This is a genomic window from Parapedobacter pyrenivorans (assembly GCF_014636865.1).
GTDB classification, from domain to species: domain Bacteria; phylum Bacteroidota; class Bacteroidia; order Sphingobacteriales; family Sphingobacteriaceae; genus Parapedobacter; species Parapedobacter pyrenivorans.
This window is the reverse complement of the sequence record NZ_BMER01000002.1, coordinates 412,456-435,901: the sequence shown is the minus strand read 5'-3', so window position 1 is coordinate 435,901 and position 23,446 is coordinate 412,456. Positions and strand designations below refer to the sequence as shown.

Annotated in this window: 17 protein-coding genes; 7 read left to right on the top strand and 10 right to left on the bottom strand. The window is 50.0% G+C overall.

Features of this window, described 5'->3' with window-relative positions:
- Nucleotides 1–86 precede the first annotated feature (86 nt).
- From IEV98_RS13675 to IEV98_RS13660, 4 genes are all read left to right on the top strand, one after another.
- Entirely contained in the window at nucleotides 87–1,433 is a 1,347-nt protein-coding gene (locus IEV98_RS13675) for a 3-keto-disaccharide hydrolase (protein ID WP_188506556.1), read from the top strand.
- A gap of 10 nt (nucleotides 1,434–1,443) precedes the next feature.
- Nucleotides 1,444–3,423: a c-type cytochrome gene (locus IEV98_RS13670; protein ID WP_229738756.1), complete on the top strand. Its 1,980-nt coding sequence runs from the start codon at nucleotides 1,444–1,446 to the stop codon at nucleotides 3,421–3,423.
- Nucleotides 3,424–3,599: 176 nt separating this feature from the next.
- Entirely contained in the window at nucleotides 3,600–6,053 is a 2,454-nt protein-coding gene (locus IEV98_RS13665; protein ID WP_188506555.1) for a penicillin acylase family protein, read from the top strand.
- A 6-nt stretch (nucleotides 6,054–6,059) separates the two neighbouring features.
- Nucleotides 6,060–6,425: a hypothetical protein gene (locus IEV98_RS13660; RefSeq protein WP_188506554.1), complete on the top strand. Its 366-nt coding sequence runs from the start codon at nucleotides 6,060–6,062 to the stop codon at nucleotides 6,423–6,425.
- Here IEV98_RS13660 and IEV98_RS13655 read toward each other — a convergent pair.
- Nucleotides 6,406–7,341 (bottom strand): sugar phosphate isomerase/epimerase family protein, encoded by a 936-nt coding sequence (locus tag IEV98_RS13655; protein WP_188506553.1) that lies wholly within the window; start codon nucleotides 7,339–7,341, stop codon nucleotides 6,406–6,408. The two genes, IEV98_RS13660 and IEV98_RS13655, sit on opposite strands and share 20 nt — an antisense overlap.
- A 133-nt stretch (nucleotides 7,342–7,474) precedes the next feature.
- On the opposite strand from IEV98_RS13655, the gene IEV98_RS13650 reads away from it, so the two are divergent.
- Nucleotides 7,475–7,807 (top strand): hypothetical protein, encoded by a 333-nt coding sequence (locus IEV98_RS13650; RefSeq protein ID WP_188506552.1) that lies wholly within the window; start codon nucleotides 7,475–7,477, stop codon nucleotides 7,805–7,807.
- Nucleotides 7,808–7,960: 153 nt separating this feature from the next.
- On the opposite strand, the gene rodA is transcribed toward IEV98_RS13650, so the two are convergent.
- The 5 genes from rodA to IEV98_RS13625 are packed head-to-tail and all read right to left on the bottom strand — an operon-like array spanning nucleotide 7,961 to nucleotide 13,585.
- Nucleotides 7,961–9,232, bottom strand: coding sequence for a rod shape-determining protein RodA (gene rodA / locus IEV98_RS13645; RefSeq protein ID WP_188506551.1), 1,272 nt, complete (start codon nucleotides 9,230–9,232; stop codon nucleotides 7,961–7,963).
- A complete protein-coding gene (gene mrdA, locus IEV98_RS13640; protein ID WP_188506550.1) occupies nucleotides 9,225–11,174 on the bottom strand; it encodes a penicillin-binding protein 2 in 1,950 nt (649 codons plus the stop codon). The genes rodA and mrdA overlap by 8 nt, the downstream gene beginning before the upstream one ends.
- 27 nt (nucleotides 11,175–11,201) lie before the next feature.
- Complete coding sequence (locus IEV98_RS13635) at nucleotides 11,202–11,717, bottom strand: rod shape-determining protein MreD (protein WP_188506549.1); 516 nt, start codon at nucleotides 11,715–11,717, stop codon at nucleotides 11,202–11,204.
- Nucleotides 11,710–12,543, bottom strand: coding sequence for a rod shape-determining protein MreC (gene mreC, locus IEV98_RS13630; protein WP_188506548.1), 834 nt, complete (start codon nucleotides 12,541–12,543; stop codon nucleotides 11,710–11,712). The genes IEV98_RS13635 and mreC overlap by 8 nt, the downstream gene beginning before the upstream one ends.
- Before the next feature lie 19 nt (nucleotides 12,544–12,562).
- Nucleotides 12,563–13,585, bottom strand: coding sequence for a rod shape-determining protein (locus IEV98_RS13625; protein WP_188506547.1), 1,023 nt, complete (start codon nucleotides 13,583–13,585; stop codon nucleotides 12,563–12,565).
- A 121-nt stretch (nucleotides 13,586–13,706) separates the two neighbouring features.
- Between IEV98_RS13625 and IEV98_RS13620 the strand changes: the two genes are divergently transcribed.
- Nucleotides 13,707–15,692, top strand: coding sequence for a transglutaminase family protein (locus tag IEV98_RS13620; RefSeq protein WP_188506546.1), 1,986 nt, complete (start codon nucleotides 13,707–13,709; stop codon nucleotides 15,690–15,692).
- Nucleotides 15,692–17,593 carry a DUF3858 domain-containing protein gene (locus tag IEV98_RS13615; protein ID WP_188506545.1) on the top strand — a complete coding sequence of 634 codons (1,902 nt, stop codon included), beginning with the start codon at nucleotides 15,692–15,694 and terminating at the stop codon, nucleotides 17,591–17,593. The genes IEV98_RS13620 and IEV98_RS13615 overlap by 1 nt, the downstream gene beginning before the upstream one ends.
- Nucleotides 17,594–17,596: 3 nt before the next feature.
- Here IEV98_RS13615 and IEV98_RS13610 read toward each other — a convergent pair whose 3' ends face one another.
- From IEV98_RS13610 to IEV98_RS13595, 4 genes are all read right to left on the bottom strand, one after another.
- A complete protein-coding gene (locus IEV98_RS13610) occupies nucleotides 17,597–19,258 on the bottom strand; it encodes a M1 family metallopeptidase (RefSeq protein ID WP_188506544.1) in 1,662 nt (553 codons plus the stop codon).
- 30 nt (nucleotides 19,259–19,288) lie between these two features.
- Nucleotides 19,289–21,484 (bottom strand): S9 family peptidase, encoded by a 2,196-nt coding sequence (locus IEV98_RS13605; RefSeq protein WP_371870669.1) that lies wholly within the window; start codon nucleotides 21,482–21,484, stop codon nucleotides 19,289–19,291.
- A 15-nt stretch (nucleotides 21,485–21,499) separates the two neighbouring features.
- Nucleotides 21,500–22,900 carry an aminopeptidase P family protein gene (locus IEV98_RS13600; protein WP_229738755.1) on the bottom strand — a complete coding sequence of 467 codons (1,401 nt, stop codon included), beginning with the start codon at nucleotides 22,898–22,900 and terminating at the stop codon, nucleotides 21,500–21,502.
- A gap of 96 nt (nucleotides 22,901–22,996) precedes the next feature.
- Nucleotides 22,997–23,428 (bottom strand): GNAT family N-acetyltransferase, encoded by a 432-nt coding sequence (locus tag IEV98_RS13595; protein WP_188506543.1) that lies wholly within the window; start codon nucleotides 23,426–23,428, stop codon nucleotides 22,997–22,999.
- Nucleotides 23,429–23,446: the final 18 nt, after the last annotated feature.

The following is a 23,446-nucleotide window of genomic DNA, read 5'->3' as shown; positions in this document are numbered from 1 at the left end:
CATAGAAAACTAAATCGTTTTATGGGAATAACGGATTAAAATTTATCTTAGCAGCCGAATTTTAAGATACAAAAGCAAACCGATTCATGATCTTATTGAAGTATTTTTCGAAATCATTTGCGTTCATCGCTCATGCTACACTACTGTGGTGTTTGACAGCGAACGCGCAAACGCAAGTTTTTACCATGCCTGCCAAAGGCTGGCAATCCGTGGGGGATGTGGCAGTCCCCTTATCTCGGCAACAGGTATTGACGACTACCGCGGGTGATGGCATGTTAGCCCACATATCCGAGCGGAAGGGGCGCCCCGAAGACTTGGTTACTACGTCGACTTATGGCGACATCGAACTTGAATTAAGCTACCTATTGACTGCGGGTGCCGGGGCAACCTTGTTTTTGCACGATGCTTACCCAGTTACGTTAGCAGACAGCAGAGGAACGACCATCCCTATGGCACGGACCAATGGCGCAGCAGCAGGCTACCCGCCAAGGCAACAGGTAGGGCGGGTACCGGGAGTGTGGCAGCGGCTTCGTATCCAGTTCAGGGCACCGCAGTTCGATGGCACAGGCCATAAAACAGTGCCGGCGCGGTTACTGCGAGTGGAGCTTAATGGCGTAACGGTCCATGACGATGTGCAGTTGGATGCACCCAAAGGGGTAAGCGAAAAGGCGCAAGCTCCCGTACGTATTAAAATAGACCATGGGTCTGTTGCATTGAAGGACATAAAGATCAGCAAATTGCCCGATGCTCCCATTTCACAGCAATGGAATAACGCCGACCCGATCTTGGTCAACGCGCAGGTAAACACAACGCTTCGCAGCTTTATGGATATCCCGGATGGACCACGAGTGGTGCATGCGATTTCCGTTGGACATCCCGAACAGGTTCATTATACCTATGATCTGGATAATGGCAGTTTATTCCAGGCGTGGCGTGGCGGTTTTCTCGATGCCACCCCGATGTGGAATAATCGCGGAAATGGCACGTCGAAGGTGTTGGGGAGCCCCATTTATTTCGGAGTGCCGAGCCCGGCGATCGGAAAATTGACCGCCACAGGTGATCTGTGGCCAACGGATACGACAGGTACGGGTTACAAACCCAATGGCTATGTTTTGGATGCACAGGACCTACCGACTTTCCGCTACCACATATATGGTCAACAGGTAACCGATGCTATCCGGCCATTAACGGGTGGCGAGGGGTTTACCAGAACAGTAACGGTTGTTGGCAACCCGGAAGGCTTGTACCTGCGGTTGGCCGTGGCTCCCACCATCAACGACCAGGGTAAAGGCGTGTTCCTGATTGGCGATAATGCATGGTACCTCAAGGTAGAAGATATCGGCAAAGGCAAACCTTTTATCCGGGATCAACAGGCCGGCAAGGAATTGCTGGTACCAATAACCAGTGCGATCCGTTATTCCATTATCTTCTAACTCCTTGACCATGACTACTAAGATTAAACATACACTATACTTAAAACTCATTACGGTAATGGCAATGGCGTTTGCGTCAGTGCTCGGCCTGTCCGCTCAAGAGAGCCCCAAAGAGGAGGACTATTTCCGAATCCGAAAAGTACGCACGCCAGAAGGTATCATCTTGGAAGTTGGGGGGCTAACGATGCTCCCCAATGGTAACCTCGGTGTCAGCACGCGGCGCGGGGATGTCTACATCATCGAAAATCCGACCAGCAGCAATCCTTATTTCCGAAGGTTCGCCTCGGGACTACACGAAATCCTCGGCCTTGCTTACAAAGACGGGGCCTTGTATTGCGCGCAGCGTGGTGAGCTAACCAAGCTCGTTGACACGGACAATGACGGTAAGGCGGATGTATATGAAACGGTATACGCATGGCCCCTATCTGGCCATTACCATGAGTACTCGTTTGGTCCCATCATTGCACCAGATGGGTCGTTCTTCGTAACGGGGAACGTTGCCTTTGGCGATGAGGAGTGGTGGCGCGGTGAGAGCCGGGTGCCCTGGCGCGGTTGGGCGGTGAATATTACCGAAGATGGTAAACTTACGCCTTGGGCTACGGGTATGCGTTCACCAGCAGGCCCCGCGCTTCTCAGCGGACAATTTTTCTATACCGAAAACCAAGGCGATTGGATGGGGTCTGGCGGATTGTGGCAGGTGAATAAGGGTGATTTTATGGGCCATCCTGCCGGATTACGGTGGACCGGTCTCCCGGGATCGCCCCTTAAGCTAACAACGGAACAATTCGTATCAAAAATGGATGAACGTCGTATCAAGAACGATCAAGGGCGGTTTATTAAGCCGGAAAATATCATTAACGAACAATATAAGACGGCATTCGATGCGAAGCAGGAATTTGCTGAGTTCCGGCTACCTGCCGTATGGCTGCCCCATGGGATTCTGGGCATTTCTTCTTCACAACCTACGATTATCCCTGATGGCGTGTTTGGTCCTTTCGCGGGACAGGTGTTGGTGGGTGACCAGGGGATGAGCATGTTGTCGCGGGTGATGCTGGAGGAGGTAAACGGTGAACTACAGGGGGCGGCGATTGGATTCCGTAGCGGATTCCGGTCGGGCGTGCTGCGCATGGCATGGGCACCAGACGGTTCGTTGTTCGTTGGCGAGACCAACCGCGGATGGGGCTCTGCTGGCGATGCCAACGAAGGGCTGGAAAGACTGGAATGGAATGGTAACCTACCATTTGAGATGCAAACAGTAAAGGCAATGCCTGACGGCTTTGAAATCACTTTTACGCTGCCGGTGGATACCGCTTCTGCTAATGATCTCGCATCATACCATGTGGAGAGTTATACGTATAAATACCATCCGGTTTATGGCAGTCCGCCGGTAGATATGTCTTCGCGCCGGATAAAAGGGGTGAAGGTTTCCGCTGATGGACTACGTGCGCGGATCATTGTGGATAGCTTGAAGCAACACTACATCCACACGATCACATTGGATGGAATCCGGGAAAAAGACAAGTTCTATTCGCTGATTCATCCAACGGCATATTATACGTTGCATAACATACCGCAAGGTATAAAACTGACGATGAATGAAGTAAGTACCAAAGATAGTTCCATCCCTGTAGCGGAACCGGCACCGGCTCCTGCCGCGCCAGCGTCGAAGCAAGCTGGCAAACCAGCCGTTGCTTCAAAAGCCCTGCCCGCCAAAACCGTCGTTGCCAAGGCGCCGACGTTTAAGGAGGTGGCCGGTCTACTGACAAAGTACACCTGCATTGCGTGCCATAACCCGGATAAAAAGCAGATCGGTCCTTCCTATACAGAAATTGCTAAACGAAAGTATTCAAACGAGAAAATCGTAGAATTGATCTACAATCCGAAGCCTGAAAACTGGCCGGGTTACGCTACCGAAATGCCACCAATGCCTCATGTGCCGAAGGCGGATGCGCTGAAGATTTCGGCTTATATCAATTCGTTGAGCAACTAATAAAATCCGGGTAGTTTACCCGATGTGCTTTGGTCCAGCCGCTATTTTATGGTGAGCTGGATTTTTTTTAGCCTTTTTTTGTTGCTAACAATAGCTGCGTTTGCATGTTCGGTATGGTTTAACTATGTTTGAATAGAGAAGATAACCCTTTATAGGAAAACAAAGCCTAAATAACTATGAGATTCATCAAGCATGTTTGGCCATTGTTTGTCGCCTTGGCCTTGATTTATGTGTTCCACAATTCATGGGGCGTTTTGCCACCGCTGGGTAAGGTGTTCAGCCCCTTTCAAGGTTTCTTGCAAAATAGCGAACGCGTTGCGGACCGGAGCGATGCAGCGGTCATCCTGGATGGTATGCACGATGACGTGACGGTCCGGTACGACGACAATGCCGTGCCGCATATCTTCGCCAAAAATGACGAAGACCTCTATTTTGCCCAAGGGTACGTGATTGCCCGTGACCGGCTGTGGCAGATGGAATTCTATACCCTTGTTGCTGCCGGTCGGCTCACCGAAGTGGTAGGGCAGGGTGCGTTGGAGTATGATCGTTTTAACAGGCGGCTGGGTATGGCACGATCGGCAATGGCGATTGCGCAAAACCTGAAAACTGATTCCGTGGCCAATCGGATGTTGACGGCGTATGCTGCGGGCGTCAATGCGTATATCAAGCAACTGGCATACAAAGATCTCCCAATAGCGTACAAGTTGTTGAATTATAAGCCAGAGCCATGGTCGCCCTATAAATCGATCTTGATGCTGATGAATATGCGTAATACATTGAATGGCGGCAGCAATGATTACCGCCTCACCAATGTGCTGACCAAATATGGCGCCGAGGTGATTGCCGACCTTTTTCCAAGCTACCCGGCGCTGGAGTCGCCTGTCGTTCCAACGGGTACCGACTGGGGTTTTCAACCGGTCGCCGCGCCGCCCGTTCCCGATCAGGTAGCGGCGTTGCCCGATAGCAACCGGCTCGCATTTCAGGTGCCGTCACCTCGTCCGGACGTGGGTAGCAACAATTGGGCGGTAGGTGGCAGTCGTACGGTTACCGGCTTACCCCTTTTGGCAAATGATCCCCACCTGCAATTGACACTGCCTTCCATTTGGTACCAGATGCAGCTTTCTTCACCCACGGTGAATGTCTACGGTGTGGCGCTACCCGGTACCCCAGCAATCATTATCGGATTCAATAAAGATGTTGCATGGGGGGTGACCAACGTGGGGTCCGATGTGATGGATTTCTACCGCATCCGCTTCCGAAACGATTCGTTTGATGAATATTGGCACGATGGCCAATGGAAGCCGACGACGATGCACTTGGAGACCTTCAAGCTGAAGGGAGGCGGAGCACTTCTGGATACCTTGTACTATACCCACCATGGACCGATTATCTACCAGGAGGCGAAGTCGACCAATTACATGCGCGGAATTCCGGCAGGCTACGCCATGCGGTGGATAACGAATGAAACCGATGGAGCGGATGTGCTGACGTTTTACTACCTCAACCGGGCTAAAGATTATAGCGATTACCGGAAGGCGTTAACTTATTTTACCGCTCCGGCACAGCATTTTATTTTCTCGAGCAACGGGGGCGATATTGCCATCACGGCTAACGGCAAGCTACCCCTGAAATGGAAGGGGCAGGGTAAATACTTACTCGACGGTACGCTAGCGGAACATGATTGGCAGGGCTGGATTCCCAAGGACCAGAATCCTACCGTCAGGAATCCACCCAGGGACTTTGTGAGTTCGGCCAATCAGTTTCCGGCGGATACGACTTATCCGTATTACCTCGATTGGAAATTTGCGCATTCGGGAAGGGCCATCCGCATCAATGAGCGCCTCCAAGCGATGGTTGCCGCCACCGCGGATAGCCTGCGTGATCTGCAAAATGACAATTTCAATGTGGATGCGCGTCGGGTATTGCCCCGTCTGTTGCTATCGTTGGCTATGGATGATTCCATCAAGCGATCGGCCGAGTTCGATGTGCTCGAACGGTGGAACTATATGAACAATGCAGACGCTGTGGGAGCAACTATTTTTGAAAGCTGGTTGGACAACCTGCTTGCCGGAATCTGGGCTGACGAATTTCCTCGGGACGAAAGGATGTTGTATCCCAGCCTGGACCGCACATTCGAGCTGATCAACCAGCAACCGGATGCCAAGTGGTTTGATAACGTGAACACATCCGATACGGTGGAAACCATTGACGATATCCTATGTGAAAGCTTTAAGCTTACGGTGGCAGAACTTCGTGAACGCTGGGGCGACCTGTCTGCCGATGACTGGGCTTGGAGTCGGGTAAAAAACACCCGTATTGGGTATCTGGTGCCCAATTTCACGGCTTTCGGCCGTACGGGAATTGTTAACGGTGGCGGAAGTAGTATAGTCAATGCCACCTCTGGAACACATGGCCCCTCGTGGCGGATGGTGGTGCAACTCGATACCGCTTGGCCGGTAGCTTATGGGCTGTACCCCGGCGGACAGTCGGGGAATCCAGGAAGTGATTACTACGATAACATGATAGATCGCTGGGCGAATGGCGAGTTGGATACATTGCTGTTTATGAAAGATGTGGATGAACAATCGCCAAGGTTGCGGCATCACATGGTATTGAAACCTAAAAACTGAGCTGATATGTTATATCTATTGATTGTATTGATTGGCGGGGTGTTGTCCTATTTTGCCCCTTGGTGGATTATCGCACCTGTTTGCTTCATCCTATGCTGGTGGTTAGCACGAAAGCCAGCACATGCGTTTTGGGTTTCGGCGTTTGCCGCCGTGACGCTGTGGCTGGGATATGCTGTTTACCTTCAGGTAGTAACGGGATCGGGCTTAGCCGATAACGTTGCAGCTATTTTTACGGGGAGCATGCCCGTATTGACGGACATGCCCGGAATCGTAATTGTCATGCTCGTCGCAACGCTGGTGATAGCACCTGTTGCTGGATTTTCCGGCCTTGCGGGTGTGCAAATGAAACGGCTTATACACCCGCCTCGCTGATAACCGCCAAGGTTTTGCGCAGCCCTGTTTCGGCTACCTGCTGTAGGTCTTGTTTCCAATATTCCGGATTATAGAGTTCCAATGATATGCATTTTTCGAAGCCGATGGCCTTGAGGTCCTGCAAAACCGTCGTTAACGGTAGGATTCCGTCCCCAGGATACACGCGATGGCTGTCCTCCAGCTTTTCGATGGTTGGGGTAGCGGGGGCATCGGAAAATTGGAAAATAGCGATACTTTTCCCGCTGATAAGCGACAACCCCTCGAATCCGCCTTCCGATATGTGCATATGGTATGTATCGGGTATAACTAATGCTCCCGGATGGTTGGCGTCGATGGCTACAGCCATCGCTTGGCCGAGCGTTTTTAGTGGGAAGTACTTGACAAAAACCAATGCCGCCTCTAGGTTATAGTCATTTTTTGCTAGTTCGATCAGGTCGCGGTAGCGATTGGCTACCCATTGCTGCTCATAATGGTCTCCCACAGTATTGGGTATAGTCTGGATATGTTGGGATCCGATATCCGCTGCCATCCGCATCCGACGACGGGTATCTTTGAGTGATTCATCGAATAGGGCTTGTGTAGGGGGGAGGGCATTCCATAGTCCGATAACACTGGGGACAAAAAGACCTAAATCTCGGATTTCCTTGCCCAGATCTTTCAGGTTACCGCCTTCGGCCTCAAACTTCTCCAGCTCGCTATCCCAAGGTTCAATCGCATCATAGCCCGCCTTGGCTGCTATGGTTATCTTATCGCGCAATGAGGCGGGCCTGATGGTGGCCGTGTCCAAGCATATCGGCCAGGGACTCTTCCCTTTTTGGTAGCGCTTTTGCGTTGCGGTATTCGTGTGTTGAACGTAGGGGCTTACTAGCAGCGCACTTGAGGCTGCACCTAATGAAATGAATTTTCTGCGGTCCATTCTGGATTATGTTATTTAGATGGAAAATTTTAAAAGGAATAAAGGTAGTAAATTATCCGGGGAGTTTGTTGTGGCGATGAGACAACCTAAACATTCCGGGGATTCCCGTGTTAATTCAATAAAGAACCCACGCATGAGTACATCCAGATCAATGACTCCGATTTCCAAAGTGTTGGAACGCCTCGACGAAAAAGGCTACGGGCGGGAGCTCATCATTACCGGTGAGCACGCCCATTTTGACGGAATACCGAATACCTATCGGTCTGCCCAGCTCACGATTATCAAGGTGTACCGGTTTGAAGGGGAATCCGATCCTGCTGATATGTCCGTTGTCTATGCTATGCGCGCTGACGATGGGCAGAAAGGCTTTTTGTTGAATGCCTACGGCACTTATTCAGATCAGGACAATCCCTATTATGATGATTTTATTCGCGACGTACCCATGGACGAGCAAGAAGATTTGTAAGCGTATACGGCTAATCGATAAAAAAATAATAAAAATTTTACAAAAAATTTAGGATTTTCGCAAAATCCTATTAGATTTGTAGTCATTCATGTGTGCAGCCATTTGCGTAGTGCCCTGCATCCCTTGCGGGGCCACGCATTTGGTACTTGGTTATCAGGCAATTCCTTTCTTATTCGCATCAAATTTCAGCATAATAAAAAGCAAAATCGTAAAACTCCATAATGACGATCCGCCATAGCTGATGAAAGGCAGGGGAATACCGATGATGGGTACGATGCCGATTGTCATGCCGATATTGATGGCAAAATGAAAAAATAAGATGCTGGCGACACCATATGCATAGATGCGGGCAAAGGCAGTCCGTTGACGCTCGGCGATATTGACAATACGCAGCAGGAGCGTGAGGTAGATGCCGATCACGACCATCGATCCTACAAATCCCCATTCCTCTCCAATGGTGCAAAAGATGAAATCCGTGCTTTGATCAGGTACGAAATTGTATTTCGTTTGTGTACCCTGAAGATAGCCTTTGCCCCAAAATTGCCCGGATCCGATTGCAATTTTAGATTGGTTGAGTTGATAGCCAATACCCCTCGGGTCGTCCATTTGCCCTAATATAAGGTTGATGCGATCACGTTGATGGGATTGAAGTATGTTATCGTAAACGAATTCTACGCAAAAGACATAAGTGGCGGAAATGACAAAAAGTATGACAAGGCTGGTTATTATTTTTCGCTTTCTCCGGAAATAATAAATGCCCAGGCCGGTGATGGCGGCAGCAACTGCAATGACAGCCCACTGATTGAACGCGAGTGTGAGCACGAATAGCAGGATAGCCAAGGCACCGAATAGCATCCAGGGACCCGATATGTAACCCTCTCGATAGAATACGAATACCAATGCAAAAAAAGCTAGTGCCGACCCGGTGTCCGGTTGCAGCAGTACCAATACGACTGGCAGCATAATAACGACAGCACCGACCAATAGTGTTTTGAGGTTTGGGGACTTGTTGCTATGGGCACTGAGAAACCGGGCCAGTAGCAGGCAAGTGGCCAATTTGGCAAATTCGGAAGGCTGCAGCCGGAAACTGCCGATGGGTATCCAGGCTTGATTGCCCCCTACATTGCGTCCGACGATGAGCACCGCAATGAGTAGTAAGATGGTAATCGCGTAAAATACGGGTGAAAAGGAGCTGTAAAACTTGGCGTCGACGATGAGTATCGTAGCGGCAATGATCATGGCCGAAAAAATGTAGATGGATTGCTTACCATAGTTGGTGTTCATGTTGAACAATCCGGGATGCTCAGGATCAAAGACGGCAGCATGGATATTGAACCATCCAATGACACAGAGTAGCAACCAGAGTAAAATGGTGAACCAGTCTACCTCTCCGCCAAATAGCTTATTGCGATGTGGATTAGTCATGCCTGTTTGCTAAGATGCGATGATGGACGAATAGGGGTTCCTCTTCGGGGTCCTTTCTTGGATCTGCACGACGGCTGGATGTAACCTTGTCGGCTTCCGTGGACTTCCCGGTTTCCAGTTTGGGCAAAAGGTCGGCATTGAAGATCCGGTCTTGGATGTATTTGGGCAAGGTGATGGTGTCTTTGATGTATTGCTCGATGAGCATACTTGCAATAGGCCCAGCCCAAACCCCACCATATCCAGCGTTTTCTACGACGACAGCTATCGCTATTTTCGGGTTATCACGAGGAGCAAAAGCAAAGAATACCGCGTGGTCGGCTCCATGTGGGTTTTGGGCGGTTCCTGTTTTTCCACACATTTCGATGTCGGCGATCCGCACGGAATAACCGGTGCCGCCCGGCACGTTTACCGCCCGGCTCAACCCCTCAACTACGGGTTCGTAATATTTGGCATCAACCCCCGCTGAAATCTTTTCCGTAAATTCAGGTTTGGCGATTTTCTTTTCGCCGATGGCTTTAATGAGATGTGGACGGTAGTAAAAGCCGCGGTTGGCCACAATGGCCATGATATTAGCCATCTGCAGGGGAGTGACACCCATTTCTCCCTGCCCGATGGAGAGTGATATGTTGAACCCCGACCCCCATCTGGCATTTCCATAGCGCTTGGTGTAGTAGTCTGCCGTGGGTAGCAGGCCGCTTTTCTCGCCGGGCAAATCAATACCAAGCGACTCCCCAATACCAAATTTCATCACGGCATTGCGCCATAGGGTGTATGCCTCCGCAGTGGGTAAGTTGCGATGGTCGATCATCCGCGCATAGGAATAGCCGAAGTACGTGTTGCAGGATCTTTGGATGGCCGTAACCAGTGGAATCGATCCATCCACGTGCGTGCAGCGCATGATCGCGCGGCCACCGCCATAGCGATACCCGCCCGGACAATTGAAAATTGTGTGTTCGTCGATCATTCCGGCTTGCTGGGCCGTGAGCGCATTGACCACCTTGAATATCGAACCCGGCGGGTACTGAGCCTGGATCGGGCGGATAAACATGGGCTTGAAGGGGTCATTCAATAATTTCATGTAATTATTCCCTCGTTCACGCCCGACCATCATGTTGGGATCGTAACTTGGGCTGCTTACAAACGTCAAGATCTCACCTGTGGCGGGTTCGATAGCCACCACGCTCCCAATTTTATTGCGCATCAATTTTTCAGCGAGGACTTGCAGCTCCTTGTCCAGGGAAGAGACCAACTCGTCGCCCGCAACGGCAAGGGTGTCGTACTTGCCCTCCGCGAAAACCCCCTGGGGCCTGTTGAATGCGTCGACCATCACGTTTTTGACCCCACGTTGGCCCCTTAGCAGTTCTTCGTATGCGCTTTCTACACCTGTCGCACCGATATAGTCGCCCGGTCGGTAAAATTTATTTGACCGCTCGATATCGCGGTCGTTGACTTCCTGGATATATCCTAGGAATTGTGCAGCAATGCTATCGGGATAATTGCGTACCGTCCTATTCTGTACATAGAAGCCCCTGAATTTATAAAGATGCTCCTGCAATTTGGCATAAGCGGACGCAGGTATCTGTTTCTCAAACTGGGAAGCTTTATAGGGTGAATAGTTACGTGCGGTAGTCATCCGCCGTTCAAACCCCTCGCGGTCGATTCCAACGAGTTCACACAATAGCGCCGTGTCGAGGTCTACGACCTCCCGTGGTGTTACCAATAGGTCATAAACGGGTTCGTTCTGAACCAGTACCTTTCCCTCCCGGTCGAGGATGACCCCGCGTGCGGGATAGATGACCATTTTCCGCAGGACATTGTTATTTGCCGAAAGCAGGTAGGTCTCATCAATCAATTGCAGGTAAAACAACCGCGAGGCGATAACGATCGCCACTGCAATGAAAATGCCCTGTATGATGTATTTTCGCTCAAAGAGACCGTTCATTTGTATGTAGATGCCTTATGGCCAGCTTTAACGCTGCTTTTTCCGGTAAAACAGGAGACTGAATAATAAAATGATAATGGTTGTAAATATACAACTTAATAAGATACGGGTGAGCGTGTAATGGAATTGATGGAAAGTGAAGGTTTCCAGTAAGAACAAAGCCGTATGATGGAACAGGGAGAGTATAAATACGTAGAGTAGATACCATCGAAATGATACCGTTCCGACAATGGGCGTCATGTAGTTTTCATATTGGTCGGTTTGTAAGGTGATGCGCACGAAAATAATACGTCCCCACGCCAGGGCCACACATGCCGCGGCATTAACCCCTAAGGTGTCATAGAAGGCGTCCACAGTGATGCCGGTAATAAAAGCGAGGACATAGAGTAGAAAATTGGATATTCCCACGGGAAGTAGCAAGAGAAACAATAGGTATGGGAAGGGCGTAGCTAAATTATAATATCCGATATTCTTGAATAGAAAGACCTGTAGCATTACCAGCACAATGAAACGGACGACATTATATGAAAAAACTTTAGCCATTGTCGTCGTTTTGAGATTCCAGTTCGGTTTTTTCGTCGACCAATAAGTCGTCCACAACGTATACCTGTTGAAGGTTATGGAACTGTGTGCTGAATTCAATCTTAATGTCGAGGAAACTATCGCCGCCCGAAAGGCCAGTTTCGACAACTTTACCCACCAATATCCCCGGCGGAAATAGTGAAAAACCGGATGTATAAACCAGTTCATCTTTCCTTACTTTCACATGATTGGGGATGTCTTTGAGCACACCCGTGCGGGAATCGTAGTTGTCGCCCCACATCAGTGAACCAAATGCGCGGCTGTCTTCCAGGGCTGCACTGATGCGGGTTTCACTGTGAAGGAGCGATTGGACGGTAGAAAAATGCTCGGATACATTGAGGACAATGCCCACGATGCCGTTGGAAGAGATGACACCCATGCCTTTTTCGATGCCATGTATCCGGCCCTTGTCAAGTGTGATGTAATTGTTTTTTTGATGAATGCTGTTATTGGTGACCTTGGCTACAACATAATGGTATTGTACACCCCGAGCGGTATCACTTACCGTGCCCTGCACAATACTGTCCGTTGCTGTGAAGCGCTGTAGCTGCTCCCTCAGCGCAGCGTTTTCTTCGGCCAGATGCGTATTCACGTCCCGAAGGTGCAGGTAACTCTTCCATGCATTGATTTTTTCATAGGTACCGCCGACGAGCTGGTTTGATGAATTGACGGCAGATGCGCGCTGAAACGAATTGTTTTGAATAACCAAATAACACGCTAACCCAAAAAATACAACGAATAAAAAGAATGCATTGTATTTATTGAGAATTAGCCAAAGGTTCTTCATACCTCGGAAGTTGGCTTGCTTACTGCATCAAAAACTTGAATGTGCCGACGTTTTTCAAGGCGATTCCGGTACCCCTTACAACAGCGCGAAGCGGATCTTCCGCCACGTGTACGGGCAATTTGGTCTTCGCTTGTATCCGTTTATCCAATCCCCGCAATAAGGCTCCACCGCCGGTGAGGTAAATCCCTGTCTGGTAAATATCGGCAGAAAGTTCCGGAGGCGTGATTTCCAGTGCCTTTAATATTGCTTCTTCTATCTTGGAAATGGATTTATCCAGGCAATGGGCAATTTCAGTATAGGAGACGGTGATCTGCTTGGGTACGCCTGTCATCAGGTCACGTCCCTGCACGGCGAAATCAGCAGGAGGATCCTGGAGTTCGGGCAGAGCAGATCCGACTTCGATCTTTATTTTTTCCGCTGTGCGATCGCCAATCATGATGTTGTGTTGGCGGCGGATATACTGCACGATGTCGGAATCGAAATTATCTCCGGCTACGCGAATGGACTGGTCACAAACGATGCCCGACAGCGCAATAACGGCGATTTCTGTGGTGCCGCCACCGATATCGATGACCATGTTGCCCATGGGTTCTTCGACATCAATGCCGATACCCACGGCGGCGGCCATCGGCTCATGCACCAAGTAAACTTCTTTGGCGCCCGCAATCTCTGCCGAGTCGCGTACCGCCCGTTTCTCCACCTCCGTAATGCCGGAGGGGATACAGATAACCATTTTCAGCGAGGGGAAAAACCAGCCTTTGCCGTTATTCACCATTTTGATCATACCCCGTATCATGTGCTCGGCCGCGTTGAAATCCGCAATTACGCCATCTTTCAACGGCCTTACCGTCCGGATGTTGTCATGCGTCTTACCTTCCATCTGCATGGCCTGGCGGCCTATCGCGATGACCTTGTTGGTGGTACGGTCAAATGCAACAATAGATGGTTCATCCACCACCACCTTGTCATTATGGATAATGAGTGTGTTGGCCGTACCCAAATCAATAGCAACTTCTTGTGTAAACCAGTTAAATAAGCCCATCCGGCAAATATGATAAGATTTTCAAATTAGGTGCAAACCTACCAAAAAAACTGATAACTTTAACCACATTATCCGATTTATATCTGATTAATGTAGATACCCTAAATTAGTTGTTTCAACGATGATAAAAGCCTATTTGATCTCAGCCTTTCTGGTGCTTTTCCATGCCTGTTTGCATGCCCAGGATTTTGTTTTTGGCTCACTTATGCCAGCCGATGTGAAGCTTGCAAAAAACGACCTGGATAGCAGTTCCAATGCGGCGGTACTGAATGAGTACGGTAAAGCCTTTATGGTATATAATGATACCAAAGGGTATACTGAGCTGATCGTGGATTACCACGTACGCATAAAGATTTTCAACAGCGACGGTTATGAACATGCCGATATCGTCCTGCCGGCTTATAAAGACGAAAGCGGGGAGCGCACCGATGTACTATCAGAAATCAAGGCGGTAACCATCAATATCAACCATGGGCGTGTGGTTTCCATACCATTGGATAAAGGCCAGTTATTCAAGGAGGAAGTGAGTAAGTATTTAACCAATACTAAATTTACTTTTCCTAGCCTACAGGATGGTAGTATCATCGAATACAGTTATCGCTTGGTATCCCCGCACATCTTCAATTTCAAGACGTGGCAGCTGCAAGATGACATTCCGAAAGTCAATAGCCTATTTGAAGCTTTGATCCCCGGAATGTACACCTACAACGTTATCCTTCGTGGCCCTTATCCGCTTGATATCCAGGATGCCAAATTGAAGAGCGGATGTTTCCGGATTGCCGGCCGTGATATCGACTGCTCGCACATGACTTATGGCATGAAAAACATTCCAGCATTCGTAGAAGAAGATTATATGACTTCTGCAATGAATTTTAAATCAGCTATTTATTTTGAACTTTCTGATATTTACAGGCTTGATGGGTCGAATATTAAGATCACGAAGGAGTGGCGAAATGTTGACCGGGAATTGGTGAGCCATCCGGACTTTGGCGGCCAAATGAAACGCGACAATGTCTTTAAGTCGATCTTGCCTACCATCTTGGCAGACGCTTCGGATGACCTGGGTAAAGCCAAGGCATTATACCGTTATCTACAGCGGAATATCAAATGGAACCGCTACCTCGGAAAGTATAGCGAAAACAATATCAAAAATGCGCTCGAACGGCGGTCCGGTAATATCGGCGATATCAATCTGGCCCTTATCGCAGGACTGCGTGCCGCTGGATTGGATGCCGAGGCGGTCATGCTGTCGACGCGGGATAATGGCGTGGTCAATGACATACACCCCGTACTCAGCGATTTCAACTACGTGGTGGCTAAGGTAAACATTGGCGACAGCTATTACCTGTTGGACGCATCCGATCCGTTTTTGCCGTTTGGTCTGCTTCCCTTGCATTGCATCAATGGCAAGGCCCGTGTGGTCAATCTGAAAGAACCGTCTTACTGGATTGAACCAAAGTCATCCCAGAAGTCGACTACCCAGTATACACTAACGGCAGAATTGCATCCTGATGGGCGGTTGACAGGTCAACTGGTTACCCATAGCCACGGCTATACCGCGTTGCACAAACGGCGGGAATTGGCCAACTATAATACTACTGAAGAATATATCGAACACATCGACGAAATACAGACCGGCTTCACTATCTTGGGGGGTGAAATCAAGGGTGTGGCCGAGGTGGAAGAACCCTTGGTAGAACATTATGATGTGGAGGTGAAATTGTACGACGGGCTGAATGCACCGGAGCTATTTTTCAATCCCTTTTTTATCAACCGGGTAACCAAAAACCCGTTCAACCTGGATGAGCGCACTTATCCCGTGGATATGGGCGCCGCCAGCGAGGAGCGTGTTTTAATGACCATCAAATTGCCATCCGGCTACGAACTGAAAGCGAAGCCGGATGACTATAATATGGTATTGGAAAACAAGGGGGGCAGGTATCTCACGCAAACGCAATTGGCGGGCGAAACACTTACGTTTTCGCAGCTACTCGCCTTGAATCATGCTACTTACGCGCCCGAAAGCTATTTTGCCTTAAAAGAATTTTTCAGCCGGATCATACAGCAGGAAAAGATAGACGTGGTTTTGCAGAAAACAGGCGGGTAATGAAAACGATATTCATAGGAATAGCCCTATTGGCAATGGCATCGCAGGTGCAAGCACAATCCGAATACGCGGTATCGGATATTCCCGTCGCAATGAAAAGCCGTGCAGATGCCGTGGTACGCGGGGAGGCGATCACGGTGGATATGGTCACGCCAACCAAGGTGCGCTATCACGTAAAGCAAGCGATTACCGTTTTCAACAGGGGAGGCGAGGATAAGGCCAGGTTGGTCATCTATTATGACAAGCAAACGGTAATCAAACAGATGTCGGGACGAGTATTCGATGCCGATGGATTCCAGATTGGCAAATTTACCCAACGGGATTTCAAGGACGAGAGTGCGGTAAGCAATTTTTCGTTGTACGAAGACACCCGGGTGAAGTATTTCCTGCCGGCCGTCACCGCGTACCCTTATACGGTAACGTATGAGTACGAGCTGGAACTCAAGCAAAACCTGATCATTCCCGCCTGGCGACCGGATGCTTATTGGGATGTAGCCGTGCAACACAGTCAATATACATTCGTCTGCAAAGAATCGGATGAGTTGAGGGTCAGCGCCACTAACTACACGGAAGAACCGGTATCGGGGAGCCTCGATGGCCGGAAAACCATGACCTGGACGGTTGCCAACCTGCCTGCGCAACGGTATGAGCCTTACAGTCCAGACCCGCATACCTATAAAACAACGGTTAGAATCGCCCCTGTGGATTTCAGTTACTACAAACAGGAGGGACATTATTCCAATTGGGAGGAGCTCGGTAAATGGAAATACCAAGCGCTCCTGGCCGGTGGATTGAAACTTCCGGAGACAACCGTTCAAACGGTGCGGCAATTGGTGCAGGGAGTGGCTTCCGACAAGGAAAAAGCGAAGGTGCTGTATGAATACCTGCAGCGTAAGACCCGGTATGTAAGCGTACAGATCGGTATCGGTGGCTTCAAGCCCATGGCAGCAAGTGAGGTGGACCGATTGGGCTATGGCGACTGCAAGGGATTGGTCAATTATATGCAGGCTTTACTGGCGGTTGCCAATGTTCCATCTTACTATTGCATTGTGGAGGCGGGCAACGCCAAACGCGATATCCGACCTGATTTTGCCAGTATGGAGCAGGGCAATCACATTATCCTTTGCCTGCCATTTGAAAATGATACGACCTGGCTGGAATGCACAAGCCAACGTCTTCCGTTTGGTTACCTGGGTTCTTTTACGGATGACCGCACTGTATGGGCTTGTACGCCAACTGGTGGGCGGTTACTGCGTACGCCCGGTTATGGGGCAGATGTCAGCACGCAACACAGGCGGGTGGATTTGGTATTGGATGAAGATGGGACACTTTCTGGGCACATGGAGACGGTTTTCACTGCCGGGCAATACGACAATCATTTGGAAATCGCGGAAAGCAATGGGGGCGAGCAGGTGAAGTTACTGAAGGGGGCTTACGATGTCGATCACATCGACTTCAGCGGCATTGGCTATCAAAAGCCCATCGGCGAGATACCTGCGCTGGTTGAGGCATTTGAGCTGAGATTACCGAAGTATGCTCCCGAAAGCGGCGGACAGGTCTTTCTCACCGCCAATATATTTAATCGGCAACCTACAGTGCCAACGGTCAAAGACCGCCGGCTTCCGCTATACATCAATAGGGGATACACGGATGAGGATCGGATTACCTATACCTTACCCGATGGATTTATGGCGGTCACGGATGCCTGGAACGAGGAAATCGAAAGTCCATTTGGACAATACCAGACTTCCGTAGTGCAGGCGGGTAATCAACTTCGATACTACCGCAAATTGGTTCTCAACGAAGGCATGTTTCCGGCAGCGCGGTACAGCGAATTCTGTGCGTTCATCAATCGTGTCCATACGCTCGATAACCGTAAAGCCGTACTGGCTAAACAATAGGCCTCATTGATTCACCAGCACACCGATGTAAAAATTAAAGGTGTCGATTTCAAAGTTGTCGCGTGTTAGCCCCGGGATGTTGATGGGGGTGAGTCTTCGCGTGGGCTGGATGAATTGGTATTGCCCGCCCTTAGTGCGGATGCGTACGGGCATATCGAACCCCTGTTCGTCGGCAATCCAACGGCAAGAGGCCTTGCCATCTTTTGTGAAATAGAACTCGAGCGTGGGGATATTCGCGTGGCGCACATATTGGGCAAAGACACTCGAAAGGTCTTTTCCAGACTGTTCGCTGATGTAGTCCACGATGTCCTTATAGTCTACCGTGCTGTGATAAAACCGCTTATTAAGTCCCCGCAAAATTTGTCGCCATTTTTCGTCGTCATTGATGATGGTGCGCACCATATTGTGCAGTACACCGCCCTTATTGTACATATCGCCCGATCCTTCATTATTTACGTGGTAGCTGCCGATGATGGGGGCAAGGTTTTGGATACCCCGGCGGTTGCCATGCACATATTCCTGGCCAGCTTGCTTACCGAAATGGTAATCGATGTAAAGGGATTCGGAGTAGTTTGTGAAACTCTCATGTATCCACATGTCGGCGAGATCGTTTGACGTGATGTTGTTGCCAAACCACTCGTGCCCAGCCTCATGGATAATGATGAAATCCCACTTGTTTCCCCATCCGGTCCCGGAGCCGTCTCTGCCCAGGTAGCCGTTTTGGTATTTGTTGCCATAGGCGATTGCACTTTGGTGCTCCATGCCGAGGTGGGCGGTTTCTACAAGTTTAAAGCCATCCGCGTAAAAAGGGTAGGGACCAAACCAGTGTTCAAATGCTTGGAGCATGGGTTTCACATTGGCGTTGAAATGCGGTCTGGCCTTGGCTTCGTTTTCACGCAGTACCCAATAATCGAGATCGAGTATACCCTTTTCGCCTCGGAATGTGTCGGCAAAGTGGACATAGTCACCAATGTTGACGGCTACATTGTAATTGTTGATCGGATTGCTGACAAACCAATTGAAACGGGTGTAACCATCGCCAAGATCTTCGCTGCCTTTGAATCGCCCATTGGATACGTTGGTAAGACCGTTGGGAACGCTGATGCTGATCAGCATGCTGTCCACCTCGTCGGATTGATGGTCTTTGTTTGGCCACCATACGCTAGCTCCCAGTCCTTGGCAGGCGGTAGCAATCCAATGCTTGCCGTTGCTGTCTTTCTTGAAATCGAAGCCACCGTCCCAGGGAGCCCGCTTGGCCTGCACGGGATTGCCGGAATAATATACGGTGAACGAATCGATGCTGCCTTTTTGAATAAGGCGGGGAAAATCCACGAATACCGCATTGAATTCCCGTTTGAAGGGCAACTCTTCTCCGCGGTACACCACGCTGTCCACGCGCAGGTTGTCGAATAGGTCGAACTGCAAACGCTCGATGTTGTCCATCGCCGTAAATCGGAAAAGGTTAGCGCCACTGATATATCGCTTGTCAGGGTTTACCCGTACATTGAGGTGGTAGTAATTGATATCGTAGCAGGTACGTAAGGGCGTAAGTTGGCCACGCAGGGAATCACCACGGCTGAAAAGCTGATTTGCGGGTACAAATAGCTGTGCGATACTCGTTTTGGATGCCGCTGCAAGCAAGAGAAGGATAAAAAGTCTTTTCACAATCGTCTGTTATTTTGTGTTTCTGTATGATCACCGTCCTCCCGGCGGGCAGTGTTGCTTGAGGTAATTGGTATAGAGCGTTGACAGGTGTTCTCCTGTGCCCTCGCCCTCACTGATACTGTGGCTGCGATTGGGGTACGCCATAAGCGAAAATTGCTTATTGTGCTTAATCAGTTCGTTGATAAGCAGTTCGGCATTTTGGTAATGTACATTATCGTCGGCGGTACCATGGATATAGAGCAGATTGCCCCGGAGGTTTTTCGCGTGAGTTACCGGTGATCCCTGGATGAAGGGTTCGCGATCGTCTTGCGGGAGGCCCATGTAGCGTTCCTGGTAAATATTATCATACATCAATTGATCGCCCACGGCAGCGATTGCGATGCCGGTTTGGTATATTTCCGGGTATTGGAAGAGTAGATTGAGCGTAGATGATCCGCCACCACTCCATCCCCATACGGCAACACGGGTGGAATCGACGAATGGCCACTTCAGGATTTCTTGGGCGGCCATGGCTTGATCACGGATATTGAGGATGCCGATATTCTTATAGATGGCTTTGCGCCAAGCCCGTCCTTTAGGTGCGGGTGTACCCCGGTTTTCCACGGAAATATAAAGGTATCCGTCCTCGGCCATGCTTCCTTGGTAGAGTCTGTTACCGCCTATTCCAAAGTTGTCCGTAACCGTTTGTCCGGCAGGTTCGCCATATACATAAAACACCACCGGATATTTTTTTGAAGGGTCGAAATCTGCAGGTTTAACCATCCAGCCGTCCATTTCCACACCGTCGGTGGTGGTGATCTTAAAAAACTCAGCTTCCGGCGTGCCTGCCGGCAACTCGTTGGTTTGGCCGGCAACGAGTGTGTGATGGGCAGGCAGGTCTACTACCTGGCCGTTGGTGGTGGACGTGCGGCTGCTGAACCGGTGCAGCGCCATTTTGCCGTTCGGCGATAGGGTATAACTATGTGTTCCGGTTTGTCCGGCCGGCGTAACTCGTTCTGCTTCGCCGCCTGTTAACTTTACGCGATACAGGTATTTTTGGGTGGCGTTTTCCGGCGAGGCCGAAAAATAGAAATAATCACCGGCCTCGTCGATCAGGTCGATGCCGATGACGTCGTAGTCGCCAGAAGTGATAAGCTGCTCGTTTCCTTGGCGATCAATGCGATAGATATGGCGCCAGCCATCCTTTTCGCTCACCCAGATAAACTCCTTTCCATCGTTTATCCATTCCCATCCGGTGGGGTCATCGTCGTTCCACCTGGCCTTGCTATCTATCCACGCATTGTCCGTTTCGTGATAAATCCGTGTACATACACCATTCACGGCATTGGCCAGGTAGATGCTGCTTTCCTGCTGCCTGCGGTCGAGTTGCTGGATGACCAGTTCGTCATTGGCGGCCGCCCATTCCATACGGGGGAGGTAATGTTGTACGGGGTCTCCGGGAATAGTCATCTTTACGGTATGGCCGTTGCTTACGTTTACCACAGCGATAGCGGCACCGCTAGGTGCCTCGCCGACTTTGGGATACTCCACGGGGATGGTAAACGAATAGATGGAGTCTGTATTATTGATCATCAGGAAATTACGGATGGTCCGCGCATCGATGGTCCAATAGGCTATCCGTTTACCGTCGGGCGACCAACGGAAACCGTCCCGGCAACCAAATTCTTCCTCGTATGCCCAATCGAAGGTGCCGTGTATGATGCGGTCGTTACCGTCGTTGGTGAGCGGCGAAATAGCTCCCGAACTGAGCTCCTCGACGTAGAGGTTATGACCACTGACGTAAGCGGCCTTTTTGCCATCCGGTGATAGTTTGGCATACATAAGCGATGATTCGGGTAGATTCTTACCCAGTTGCCTGAGCGACTTGTCCCGCCTGTCGAATACCCAATAATCGCCCCGTGTATCGTAGCGCCATACCCGTTGCGTATTGGTATTGATGAGGATTTTATTGCCATCACCGGCCATCGTAAAACGCCGGATTGCCAGAGGTGCACTGCCTGCCATAGGTGATAAGTCAGCCTTTGAAGCCAAAACGGTCCGTTGCTGGGGGTCGGCTATCGCTTCCTGGACAATTTCGCCCCCCACTACCTTCACGATGGAATTGCCGTCTTCGGACCACTGTACCTGCTGCCCGAATTGGGCATTGGAAACACCAAAAGCGGTAAGTAACACGGCCAGCAGCATGGCGTATCGTCCTAATTGGACACGAAACGTAAGTCTGTTCATATTCAATGGTTTCAATTAAAATGCTTCCGATCTGATGTGTTCGATCTCCGCCACGGTTTTCGCTAAGGGCTGGCCTAAGATGCGATGACCGGTATCGGTAATCACGATATCGTCTTCTATGCGGATGCCTCCAAAGCCTTTGAACGCTTCGATGCGTTCATAATTGATGAAGCGGGCGAGTTTTTTTTCGGCTTTCCAGCGGTCTATCAACTCCGGGATAAAATATAAGCCCGGCTCTACCGTCAGTACGTAACCAGCTTGCAGTTCTTTGCCCAACCGTAATGATTTAAGCCCAAAAGTGACTGTATCCTTCGGAAGTGTGTCGGTATAGCCTACATATTGCTCGCCGAGGTCTTCCATATCATGTACGTCTAGCCCCATCATGTGGCCCGTGCCGCATTGGAAAAATAAGGTGTGCGCACCAGCAGCTACGGCTTCTTCGGGGTCGCCTTGCATAAGCCCCAATTGGTTGAGGCCTTCCACCAGCATGCGGCACGATAGGAAGTGGATGTCGAGGTAACGGGTGCCGGGTTTGAGTGCCTGTGTGGCGGTTTGAAGGGCATGGAGCACCACTTCGTATGCTTCTCCTTGTAAGGAGGTAAACGTTTTGCCAGCAGGGAAGGTACGCGTAAGATCACTGGCATAGCCCATAGCCGTTTCGGCGCCCGAATCGTTGAGCACCAAATGCCCTTCCTGCAATACATTGCCGTGGTGGTGGTTATGCAGTACCTCGCCCCGGACGGTCAGTATGGTTGGGTAGGCGAGGGTGCTTCCTGCCAGTTGTGCCACGTGGTGTACCTCGGTGGCTACTCGTTGTTCGGTCTTTCCCGGCATTGCCAGGCGCATGGCGGCCAGGTGCATATCCACACTGATGTTTACAGCTCGTTCGATTTCCACGAGCTCTTCAGCAGATTTGATGGACCGTTGTGCAACCACGGCCTTAATCAGCTCCACAGAAGCCGATGAGGCGAGTTGCGCGACGGGTATGCCGGTCAGCTGGGACAGTCTTATCGCATTGGCTGGTCGGTAGGGGGGGAGAAAATGGACAGGGCGCTGCCGTTGCAGCGCTTCCTGCATCATTGCGGGTAATGCATTTGCGGGTAAAGTCTCTGTGACGCCTACTTTGCCGGCTTTTTCCGCTAGGGTTTCGAGGCGTCCCATCCAGATGATATCATCCATGGTCAATTCATCGCCAAAGATGACGGTACGGTCGGCGTCGACATCGATGACGGCTGCTAGCTGTGGGGCGTTGATGCCGAAGTAATAAAGGAATGTGCTGTCCTGCCGGAAAGGGTAGGTGTTGTCCCTGAAATTAATGGGTGCTTCGCCGTTGCCCAATAGTAGGACAACCCCTTTCGATACCTGCTTTTTTAGCGATTCTCTTCGTTTAAGATAGGTTTGTGTGCTAAACATCATGGCATAAAGGTAATAAAAAGATCTAACCGTATCTTGTTAAGCTATTTCCAAAAATTGACACGAAATGACTTTTTGCCTGGTTTTTCTCGCTTTTCTTTAATCAAAGCGCATCACATATACATTGGTTTCTTTGCGTAAAAAGCCGACATTGGGGTATAGCTGGTTTGCTGCAATCCGTGCCGGATTGGACGTCAAGGAGAGCAGCTTTACCTGCTGTAGCCGGGCAAATGCAATGGCATGTTGGGTAAGCTGCTTGCCTACACCCCGACCGCGATAAGCTTCATCAACAACCACATCTTCAATCCAGGCCTTTTTGCCGGTGGGTGACCGATAGATCCCGACGGTGATCATACCGGCATAACGGCCTTGCTCGTCTATCGCGACAAATAGGTGGCTATTTCGCGATGCGATCAATGCTGCCAGATCAGATTCGGTGATCAGATGCCCTGTGCTGGTGAGCAAACTTAGGAACCGATTAATGGCATCTGTCAACCCCGTTGTATTTGCTGTAACTTCTTCAATGCGCATGGTCATTCGCTTACTTAC

Bases quoted from the DNA above. Each gene is read 5' to 3' on its own strand.
- IEV98_RS13595 (WP_188506543.1), bottom strand. From the start codon at position 23,428: ATGCGCATTGAAGAAGTTACAGCAAATACAACGGGGTTGACAGATGCC.
- mreC (WP_188506548.1), bottom strand. From the start codon at position 12,543: ATGAAGAACCTTTGGCTAATTCTCAATAAATACAATGCATTCTTTTTA.
- IEV98_RS13625 (WP_188506547.1), bottom strand. From the start codon at position 13,585: ATGGGCTTATTTAACTGGTTTACACAAGAAGTTGCTATTGATTTGGGT.
- IEV98_RS13615 (WP_188506545.1), top strand. From the start codon at position 15,692: ATGAAAACGATATTCATAGGAATAGCCCTATTGGCAATGGCATCGCAG.
- IEV98_RS13620 (WP_188506546.1), top strand. From the start codon at position 13,707: ATGATAAAAGCCTATTTGATCTCAGCCTTTCTGGTGCTTTTCCATGCC.
- IEV98_RS13635 (WP_188506549.1), bottom strand. From the start codon at position 11,717: ATGGCTAAAGTTTTTTCATATAATGTCGTCCGTTTCATTGTGCTGGTA.
- IEV98_RS13670 (WP_229738756.1), top strand. From the start codon at position 1,444: ATGACTACTAAGATTAAACATACACTATACTTAAAACTCATTACGGTA.
- IEV98_RS13675 (WP_188506556.1), top strand. From the start codon at position 87: ATGATCTTATTGAAGTATTTTTCGAAATCATTTGCGTTCATCGCTCAT.
- IEV98_RS13660 (WP_188506554.1), top strand. From the start codon at position 6,060: ATGTTATATCTATTGATTGTATTGATTGGCGGGGTGTTGTCCTATTTT.
- IEV98_RS13655 (WP_188506553.1), bottom strand. From the start codon at position 7,341: ATGGACCGCAGAAAATTCATTTCATTAGGTGCAGCCTCAAGTGCGCTG.
- IEV98_RS13605 (WP_371870669.1), bottom strand. From the start codon at position 21,484: ATGAACAGACTTACGTTTCGTGTCCAATTAGGACGATACGCCATGCTG.
- IEV98_RS13665 (WP_188506555.1), top strand. From the start codon at position 3,600: ATGAGATTCATCAAGCATGTTTGGCCATTGTTTGTCGCCTTGGCCTTG.
- rodA (WP_188506551.1), bottom strand. From the start codon at position 9,232: ATGACTAATCCACATCGCAATAAGCTATTTGGCGGAGAGGTAGACTGG.
- IEV98_RS13650 (WP_188506552.1), top strand. From the start codon at position 7,475: ATGAGTACATCCAGATCAATGACTCCGATTTCCAAAGTGTTGGAACGC.
- IEV98_RS13600 (WP_229738755.1), bottom strand. From the start codon at position 22,900: ATGATGTTTAGCACACAAACCTATCTTAAACGAAGAGAATCGCTAAAA.
- mrdA (WP_188506550.1), bottom strand. From the start codon at position 11,174: ATGAACGGTCTCTTTGAGCGAAAATACATCATACAGGGCATTTTCATT.